General features: G+C 62.4%; 7 protein-coding genes. 4 read left to right on the top strand and 3 right to left on the bottom strand.

The features are described 5' to 3' along the window. Positions 1–198: 198 nt before the first annotated feature. The 3 genes from RBR25_RS13455 to radA all read right to left on the bottom strand — a co-directional run bounded on the left by RBR25_RS13455 (position 199) and on the right by radA (position 2,442). Positions 199–723 (bottom strand): PH domain-containing protein, encoded by a 525-nt coding sequence (locus RBR25_RS13455; protein WP_432820068.1) that lies wholly within the window; start codon positions 721–723, stop codon positions 199–201. 19 nt (positions 724–742) lie between these two features. After that, the gene (locus RBR25_RS13450; protein WP_432820067.1) at positions 743–997 is read right to left on the bottom strand and encodes a cyclic pyranopterin monophosphate synthase MoaC; all 255 of its coding nucleotides are present in this window, start codon (positions 995–997) and stop codon (positions 743–745) included. Between the two features lie 86 nt (positions 998–1,083). Then, the gene (gene radA, locus RBR25_RS13445) at positions 1,084–2,442 is read right to left on the bottom strand and encodes a DNA repair protein RadA (protein WP_432820066.1); all 1,359 of its coding nucleotides are present in this window, start codon (positions 2,440–2,442) and stop codon (positions 1,084–1,086) included. A 163-nt stretch (positions 2,443–2,605) separates the two neighbouring features. Between radA and RBR25_RS13440 the strand changes: the two genes are divergently transcribed. The 4 genes from RBR25_RS13440 to RBR25_RS13425 all read left to right on the top strand — a co-directional run bounded on the left by RBR25_RS13440 (position 2,606) and on the right by RBR25_RS13425 (position 8,687). Then, on the top strand, positions 2,606–3,379 hold the full coding sequence (locus tag RBR25_RS13440; protein WP_432820065.1) for a hypothetical protein: 774 nt from the start codon (positions 2,606–2,608) through the stop codon (positions 3,377–3,379). 20 nt (positions 3,380–3,399) lie between these two features. After that, positions 3,400–5,793, top strand: coding sequence for a phosphoenolpyruvate synthase (gene ppsA, locus RBR25_RS13435; protein ID WP_432820064.1), 2,394 nt, complete (start codon positions 3,400–3,402; stop codon positions 5,791–5,793). A 72-nt stretch (positions 5,794–5,865) separates the two neighbouring features. Then, the gene (gene larA / locus RBR25_RS13430) at positions 5,866–7,137 is read left to right on the top strand and encodes a nickel-dependent lactate racemase (protein ID WP_432820063.1); all 1,272 of its coding nucleotides are present in this window, start codon (positions 5,866–5,868) and stop codon (positions 7,135–7,137) included. Then, positions 7,134–8,687, top strand: a complete 1,554-nt coding sequence (locus RBR25_RS13425) for a sensor domain-containing diguanylate cyclase (RefSeq protein ID WP_432820062.1) — start codon at positions 7,134–7,136, stop codon at positions 8,685–8,687. Before larA ends, RBR25_RS13425 begins: the two co-directional genes overlap by 4 nt. Positions 8,688–8,713 lie beyond the last annotated feature (26 nt).

Below are 8,713 nucleotides of genomic sequence, written 5' to 3'. Positions count from 1 at the left end.
CCCTCGCAAGGCATTGGAATTGTTGAGGAATATACCATAGATTACGTCCCGGCGCAAGAAAAAAATTGCAAATAATCTAATGATTTAAACTATTTGTCGGATCTTCTCTTTTTGCGGTGGCATCATAGGTTAATCGACGTCTAAAGTCAATCCGCATCGCCGCCCCAAGCCGTGCGCAACCCTCTGGAAAACCGGGGATCAGGAGTTCCCCTGAAACTGCACATAAAGGATAAAGGCGAGCAGGGCCACCGCTAGCCAGCAGGTAATAATGTCGGTGGTCTTCACCGGTGGCGACTGGGCCATGGCTCGGGTCTCCTCGCTGATCGCCGCCGCCGGCACCCGCTCCAGCAACGCCCGGACCAGTTGCGGAAAGTCGGCATAGGCGTTGGAAAGGATGATGAACTCCTCGCCGACGCACAGGGTCACAAAGGCCCGCTTGCGCACCAGAACCGTCTCCATGGCGGTCATATCGGCAAAGGGGAGATACTTGCTGCGCAGAAATTTCTGGACAGTGACCCCTTCGTCGGCAATGACCGTCCGGCGAAAAACGCTTTCAACGAAGAAAGCGGCCACCGGCAGCAGCATGAAGCCGAGAATGAGCGCTTTGGCCAGGGGTTGGCTCTGGACCACCACCGTAACCAGCAGGGCCAAGGAGAGCAGCAGGAGCAGGCCGAGAGGAAGAAGAAATGTCCGGCGGATATAAAAGATCTGTTCTTGGGGCACGATAGGATTCTCCCAGCCGCTAAGGGCCTTGTTTTGTTGATTTACTCCGTTCGAACAAATAAACCGCTTTTGCCGCCATGATTCCGGCGATGCGGACCACGGCGAAGACATCCCCTTTTTCCATATTGCGATCGAGAATCCGGGCGAGAGTGGCCTCTTCCATGCGCACCTCCCCCCGCGCCACAGCGACGCGACGGGTCGGTGCCTTCTCCCCGACCTCGACCATGATCGCCTGGCCCTCGGCATCGAAATGGGTCAACCGGTCTTCGCTCACAGAAACCTCCGGAAACGCGGTGATTTGTGATTCATGGTTGGTTCACGGCACAACTGGTCACTATCAACCAATCACCCATCACGGCCTTACGCGAAAAGACCGTCCAGCGCCTCTTCGGCGCGGCGGACGCCGATCAGTTCCAGGCCCGGCGGAGCTTCCAGATTCTTCAGGTTGCCGGTGGGAAGGAAGCAGCGGTTGAAGCCGAGCCGGGCCGCTTCCTTGACCCGCAACTCCGGACGGGAGACAGCTCGCACCTCCCCAGCCAGGCCGACCTCGCCGAAGAGGATGGTGCGCGGCGGAATCGGCTTGTTGAGGTGGCTGGAAGCGAGGGCCGCCAGCACCCCGAGATCGACAGCCGGCTCGGCCAGGCGCACGCCGCCGGCAACATTGAGAAAGATGTCTTGGGCCAAAAGCGAGAGACCAACCTTCTTTTCCAGCACCGCCACCAGCAGCGATACCCGATTATGATCGATGCCCATGGTCGTGCGCCGGGGGGTGCCGAAGGAGGAACCGGAAACCAGAGCCTGGAGCTCGACCAGGATCGGTCGGCTCCCCTCCAGGGCCGGAACCACGGCGCTGCCGGCGGCCCCTTCCAGACGCTCGGCAAGAAACAGCTCCGAGGGGTTGGTGACCTCGGCCAAACCGACCTCCCGCATTTCGAAGACGCCGATTTCGTTGGTCGAACCAAAACGGTTCTTGACTGCCCGCAGAATCCGGTAAGGATGACCGGGATCCCCCTCGAAGTAAAGGACGGTGTCAACCATATGTTCGAGCATGCGCGGCCCGGCGATGGAACCGTCCTTGGTCACGTGGCCGACGATGAAGGTCGGGATGCCGTCCCCCTTGGCCACCTGCATCAGCCGTCCGGCGCATTCCCGCACCTGGCTGACGCTCCCCGGCGCCGACTCCAGAGCGGCAGTGAAGATGGTCTGGATCGAGTCGATGACGAGAAAGGCCGGCTTGAGTTCCCGTACCCGGTCGAGAATTGTTTCCAGGGCGGTTTCCGCGAGCAGGAAGAGATCGTGGGCACCGACGCCAAGGCGCTCGCCACGGAGTTTGACCTGGCGCGCCGACTCCTCGGCGGTGACATAGAGGGCGGACCCGACCCGGGCGAGGCAGTCGACTGCCTGCAAAAGCAGGGTCGACTTGCCGATGCCGGGGTCACCGCCGATCAGGGTGAAGGAACCGGCCACCACGCCGCCGCCGAGTACCCGATCGAGTTCGCCGATGCCGCAACTGATGCGGTCTTCCTCCGAACTTTTCACCTCGACCAAGCGTTGCGGCGGCAGACCGGTGGCTGCGGTCGCCTGTTTTCCTTTACCCTTGAGCGGGGTCAGGGTCTCTTCGACGAGGGTGTTCCACTGCCGGCAATCGGGGCATTTGCCCAGCCATTTCGGGCTCTGGAAACCGCACTGCTGACAGGTATAGATGGTTTTCTGTTTCACCCGTTCCCTTTCTTCGTTGAAAATTCTCTCATCTTAGGCAAAACCTCCGGGGCCTGTCAATCGCCAAGGGGCCGGGCGCGGTTGACATCCCGTCAGGGACTGTTAGAAATTCTGAAAGAGGTGCTTCGCGCGCCGGTTCCCATGCGGCGGGAAAGGAGATTCCATGAACGCAACCATCCTGCTCTCGGTGGGCAGCTTCGTTCTGATTCTCGCGGTGCTGGTGCTGTTGCGGGCCAAAAGCGCCCGCTTCGAGGTGAAACCAGCGGATATCGTGGTGGCGGTCGTGCCGGTGGTGGTCTTTCTGCTGGTCACCGGCAAACTTCAGACGTTCGAGATCGGCGAAGGAGGGGTCAAGATCGAGACCGCCTTTGTCCAGGCCTCGGCTTCCACCATCGAAAAACAGGTGACGCCCCTCGTCGGCATCCCCGCCGAGCCGGTACGGCTCGGCCCCAAAGGCGGGGTCAATGAAATTCCCCGCCTGCTCGAAAGCGAAACCGAAGGCCTGACCTTCCGCCTCGGCCACGGGGGCTACTGGGGTCCGACCATCGCCGAGTATTTCGCCGCCCTCTCCCGCCAGCCCTTTCTCAAATATGTCATCATCGAAGGTCGCGACAGCCGTTTCTTCGGCCTGGCCAACGCCCGGGAACTCGCCGAATTTTTCCAGGAGGGGTACGAGGTGCCCGTCAACGCCGATCAGTTTGCCAAGTGGCTGAACGAGTCGGACACCAAGGCTCTCGCCGAGTTGCCTGGCTTCATCGGTAGCGCCGACGCGGTCAGCAAAGGGACGGACAAATACCAGGCACTGCTCAAGATGGAAACCCTTAATGTCGACCGGCTGCCGGCGACCAACGAAGCGGGACGTTTCGCCGGCATGGTCGAACGTTCGCGGCTGACCGCGAGTCTCTTGATCGACGTCGCCAGCAATCTCAACAAGTAACCCATCCCGGGAGGTAACCCATGATCGACACGTCGGGTTTCATCCGCTGGTTCGAGACCCTCGGCAAAGAGGACGTGCCGCTGGTCGGCGGCAAGAACGCCTCACTGGGAGAGATGGTCGGAGCGCTCAGGGACGAAGGCATCCGGATACCGGATGGTTTCGCCACCACCGCTGGAGCCTACCGGAAATTCCTCGCCGCTAACAAACTGGACGAAAAGATCCGCACACTGCTTGCCGACTTCAAGACCGGGGCCGCCTCTTTGGCCGAAACCGGCGCCGCCATCCGCAAATTGATCCGCCGGGGACGCTGGCCCGATGATCTGGCCGAGGGTATCGTCGCCGCCTATCGCGAACTGGGCGCCCGTTTCGGGCGCGACGAGGTCGACGTTGCCGTACGCAGCAGCGCCACTGCCGAGGATCTGCCCGAAGCGAGCTTCGCCGGCCAGCAGGAGACCTTTCTCAACATCAGCGGCGAGGAGGAACTGCTCGAAGCCTGTCGCAAGTGTTATGCCTCGCTCTTCACCGACCGCGCCATCAGCTACCGCGAGCATCACGGTTTCGATCACACGCAGGTAGCCCTTTCTATCGGCGTGCAAAAAATGGTGCGCTCCGACTTGGCCGGAGCCGGGGTGATGTTCTCCATCGACACGGAAACCGGCTTCCCCGACGTGGTGGTGATCGACGCCGCCTGGGGACTGGGGGAGATGGTGGTGCAGGGGGCGGTCAATCCCGACAGCCATACGATCTTCAAACCGCTTCTCGCTTGGCCCGGATTGCGGCCGATCCTGCGTAAACGCCTCGGCACCAAGGAGAAGAAGATGGTTTACGGGCGCGGCGGCAGCCACGCCACCCGGATCAGCGACACCACCGCCGACGAACGTCATGCCTTAGTACTCAGCGATGACGAGATTCTGCACCTGGCCCGCTGGGCCTGCGCCATCGAGCGCCACTACGACCGGCCGATGGACATGGAATGGGCCAAAGACGGCGAGACCGGCGAACTTTACATCGTCCAGGCCCGGCCGGAAACGGTGCAGTCCCGACGCGAGGCCGGAGTGCTGATGAGCTACGCCTTGGAGGAATCGGGGCCGCTGCTGCTCACCGGGTTGGCCATCGGCGAGGCGATCGCCACAGGACCGGTGCAGGTGATCAAGAACGCCGCCGACATCGAACGCTTCGTTCCCGGGAACATCCTGGTCACGGGCATGACCGACCCCGACTGGGTGCCGGTGATGAAAAAAGCCGCCGGCATCATCACCGACCACGGCGGCCGCACCTCCCATGCCGCCATCGTCAGTCGCGAACTCGGCATCGCCGCCGTAGTCGGCACCGGGCGCGGCACCAGCGAACTCAAGGACGGCGAGGAAGTGACCCTCAGTTGCGCCGAGGGGGAGACGGGCAAGATCTACCGGGGCCGGCTCAAATTCCGTGCCGAGGAACTGAGTCTCGACCAACTCCCCACGATTCGTACCCGGATCATGCTCAACATCGCCAGCCCGGCAGCGGCCATGCGCTGGTGGCGCCTCCCCTGCCGGGGGATCGGGCTGGCGCGCATGGAATTCATCATCAACGGCATTATCCAGGCCCACCCCATGGCCCTGGTCCATTTTGACCAGTTGGAAGACAAGGAAGCGAAGCAGCGTATCCGCGAACTGACCCGGAATTATCCGGACAAGTGTGAGTATTTTGTCGACCAGCTCGCCCAGGGGATCGCCGTCATCGCCGCCAGCCAGTACCCCGAACCGGTCGTCGTGCGCATGAGCGATTTCAAGACCAACGAGTATGCCGAGTTGATCGGCGGACGCCAGTTCGAATTCGCCGAAGAAAACCCGATGATCGGCTTCCGCGGCGCCTCCCGCTACTACAGTGACCGCTACCGGGCCGGTTTCGCTCTGGAATGCGCCGCCATCCGCCGGGTGCGAGAGGCCATCGGCCTGACCAACGTCATCGTCATGATCCCCTTCTGCCGCACCCTGACGGAGGCGGACCGGGTACTTGAGGTCATGGCCGAGGAAGGATTGAAACGGGGCGAACAGGGGCTGGAAGTCTACGTGATGGTGGAGATTCCGTCCAACGTCATTCTCGCCGAGGAGTTCGCCCAACGTTTCGACGGCTTCTCCATCGGCTCCAACGACCTGACCCAGCTGACCCTCGGCGTCGACCGCGACTCGGTGATCTTGAAGACCCTCTTCGACGAACGGGACCCGGCGGTGATGGCCCTGATCCGCCAGGCGATCGCCTCGGCCAACCGCACCGACACCAAGATCGGCATCTGCGGCCAGGCCCCCAGCGACCACCCGGAGTTCGCTGCCTTTCTGGTCGAAGCCGGGATCGACTCCATCTCCCTCAACCCCGACAGCGTCCTCGGCGTCATCCGTCGTCTGGCCGCACTAGAGGCACGAACCTCGACCTGAACAAGCGCGCTTTCGCATTGTCTTTTGTCGCCAAAATCCGTAAACTTGGAAAGTTAACTACGGAGGTGACAATTGACTAAGATCTCCCTCAAATACGGTACCGAGACCCTCACCTGCGACCTTCCCGGGGCGCGGGTGCTGCGCCCGGCGGCCATCGCGCCGCCCCTCCCGCCGACGGAACTGGTCGCGGCGGCTTTGGACGCGCCCATCAGTTCCCCGCCGCTGGCAGAGATCGTCCGTCCCGGCGAGAAGGTGGTGATCGTCACTTCCGACATCACGCGCTACACCGGCAGCGAACACTACCTGCCGGTTTTAGTCGAGCGTCTTAACGACTGCGGCGTGCCGGATAAGGATATCGCCATAGTCATCGCCCTCGGCATTCACCGTAAGCAGACTACGGCCGAGCACCGCAAGATCCTCGGCACACTTTTCGGACGCATCGCCGTCTTCGATCACGAAGCCGACGATCCGGCGCAACTGGTCGATCTCGGCGTCAGCCCCTCGGGTATTCCGGTGCGCATCAACCGGCGGGTGGCGGAAGCTGACCGGGTAATCGTCACCGGCACCGCCGGTTTCCATTATTTCGCCGGTTTCGGCGGCGGTCGCAAGGGGCTGGTTCCCGGCGTCGCGGCCCGTGAAACCTGCATGGCGACCCATTTTGCCGTCTTCAATCCGCCGGAGATCGGCGGCAAGCACCCTCTGGCGATCACCGGTGTCCTTGACGGCAACCCGGTCCACGCTGCCCTGCTCGAAGCGGCGCGAATGGTGCGCTGCGACTTTCTGCTCAACACCGTCCTCTCCCCCGACAAACAAATTCTCGGCGTCTTCTGCGGAGAACTGGACGCCGCCCATCGCGCCGCCTGCGAACTCGCCCGCGAGCTCTACACCATCCCCTTGGAGCAGCCTGCCGATCTAGCGGTGGTCTCCTGCGGCGGGCATCCCAAGGACATCAATTTCATCCAGTCGCAGAAGGCCTTCGACTACGGTGTCCAGGCGCTGCGCCCCGGCGGCACCCTGGTTCTGTTGGCCGCCTGTCCCGACGGCTTCGGCAATCCGACCTTCTTCGACTGGTTCCGCTATCAAGATCTGGACGAGTTCGAGGCGGCGCTGCGGGCGCGCTACGAAATCAACGGCCAGACCGCCCACGCCACCTTGAGCAAGGCCCGCCGCTATCGGGCCATCCTGGTCAGCGGCTTCAGCGCCGAGCAGACCGCCGCCATGGGCATGGAGAAGGCCGCCGACCTCGACGCCGCCCTCAAACTGGCCAAAGCCGGATTGCCACCGGCGCCCCGGATCGTGGTCATCCCCGACGGCGGCACGGTCCTGCCCGAGGTCAAGTCATGACCCGCGAAGAAACCCTGGAGCAAGTGCTGCAATCGGACAGCCTGCCGACCTTGCCGGCGGTGGCGGCCAAGCTGCTGGCCATCGCCTCCCGGGAAGAGACAACCATGGCCGAGATCGCCGATCTGGTGTCAATGGACGTGGCCCTCTCGGCGAAGATCCTCAAGGTGGTCAACTCGGCCTTTTACAGCTTTCCCCAGTCCATCGGTTCGATTCACAAGGCGGTCTCGGTCCTCGGCACTAACGCCGTACGCAGTCTGGTCCTCTCCTTCTCGCTGCTCAGCATCAAAAACAAGCGCGACGGCGAAGCCTTCAACTACGATGCTTTCTGGAGCCGCTCCCTCGCCGCCGGGGTTGCGGCCAAGCTGATCATGAGCCAAGTGAAGCAGAGCGATCCGGAAGAAATCTTCATCGCCGGAATGCTCCAGAACGTCGGCGAAATGATCCTGGCCCGCGCCTTTCCCCGGCAGTACCCGCCCCTGCGCGAGCAGGCCGGGGGCGACGAGGAACGCCTGCTCGCCCTGGAGCAGGCGGCCTTCGCGGCCGATCATGCCTTCATCGGTGCCAAGGTGCTGCAACACTGGAAGCTGCCCCCATCGCTGGTGCTGCCCACCGCCTATCATCACAGCCTCGACCAGTTCAAGGGGGGCAAAGCGGAGCTGCTGCGCAGCGCCCGGGTCGTCTATCTTTCCTCCCTGCTCTCGGGGATGTTCTACTCGGAACGTCCCGACCTGCTGCACAAGCAGTTTCGCAGCGAAGCCGCACGCCTGCTGCGCTTCGACGGCCGGGTGCTGGACCGCATCGAAAACAGCGTCCAGGCCGAGATCAACCAGACCGCCCGCTACTTCGACCTCAACCTAGTCTTCGAACACCCCATCGCGGAACTGTTGCAGGAGGCCAACCAGAAGCTGGCCCAGCTCAACATGTCCTACGAGCAGGTGAACCGCGAGCTGCTGCGGGCCAAGATGGAGCTCTACCGGGTCAACAAGGAACTGCGGGAAAAGAACGCCCGGCTGGAGGCGCTGGCCAACGTCGATGCTCTGACCGAAGCCTACAATCACCGCTATTTCCAGAACTTTCTCCGCGACGAGGTGCGCCGTATCAAACGCAACGGCAAGCCGTTGGCCCTGGCCATGATCGACGTGGACAACTTCAAGAAGTTCAATGATGATCACGGTCATCAGATCGGCGATTTCGTCCTGCGGGAAGTCTGCCGGGTCGCTGCGGCCATGCTGCGCGAGCACGATCTCTTTGCCCGTTACGGCGGCGAAGAGTTCGTCTGCGTCTGGCCGGAAACCGACCTGGGACAGGCCCGGGAATTGGCCGAGGCGCTGCGCCTGGCGATCGCCGGCCACAGTTTCGAACAGGGACTGGAGCGTTACGGAGTCACGATCAGCCTGGGGCTGGCCGGCTGTCTCGGCAGCGGCGAGGAGGCGAACCCCGACACCCTGATCGGCATGGCCGACCAGGCCCTGATGATCGCCAAGAAAAACGGCAAGAACCGGGTGGAAATCTACTCCCCCAAGATCAAGTGGTTCAAATTCAAGAACTGAGGCGGCAAAAGCCGCCCGCAAAGGAT

This window comes from Trichloromonas sp., assembly GCF_034006665.1.
GTDB lineage: Bacteria > Desulfobacterota > Desulfuromonadia > Desulfuromonadales > Trichloromonadaceae > Trichloromonas.
The sequence above is the reverse complement of the archived record's forward strand: the minus strand, read 5'-3'. Positions and strand labels throughout refer to the sequence as shown.

Coding starts and splice junctions, on each gene's coding strand:
- RBR25_RS13440 (WP_432820065.1), top strand. CDS start 2,606: ATGAACGCAACCATCCTGCTCTCGGTGGGCAGCTTCGTTCTGATTCTC.
- RBR25_RS13425 (WP_432820062.1), top strand. CDS start 7,134: ATGACCCGCGAAGAAACCCTGGAGCAAGTGCTGCAATCGGACAGCCTG.
- ppsA (WP_432820064.1), top strand. CDS start 3,400: ATGATCGACACGTCGGGTTTCATCCGCTGGTTCGAGACCCTCGGCAAA.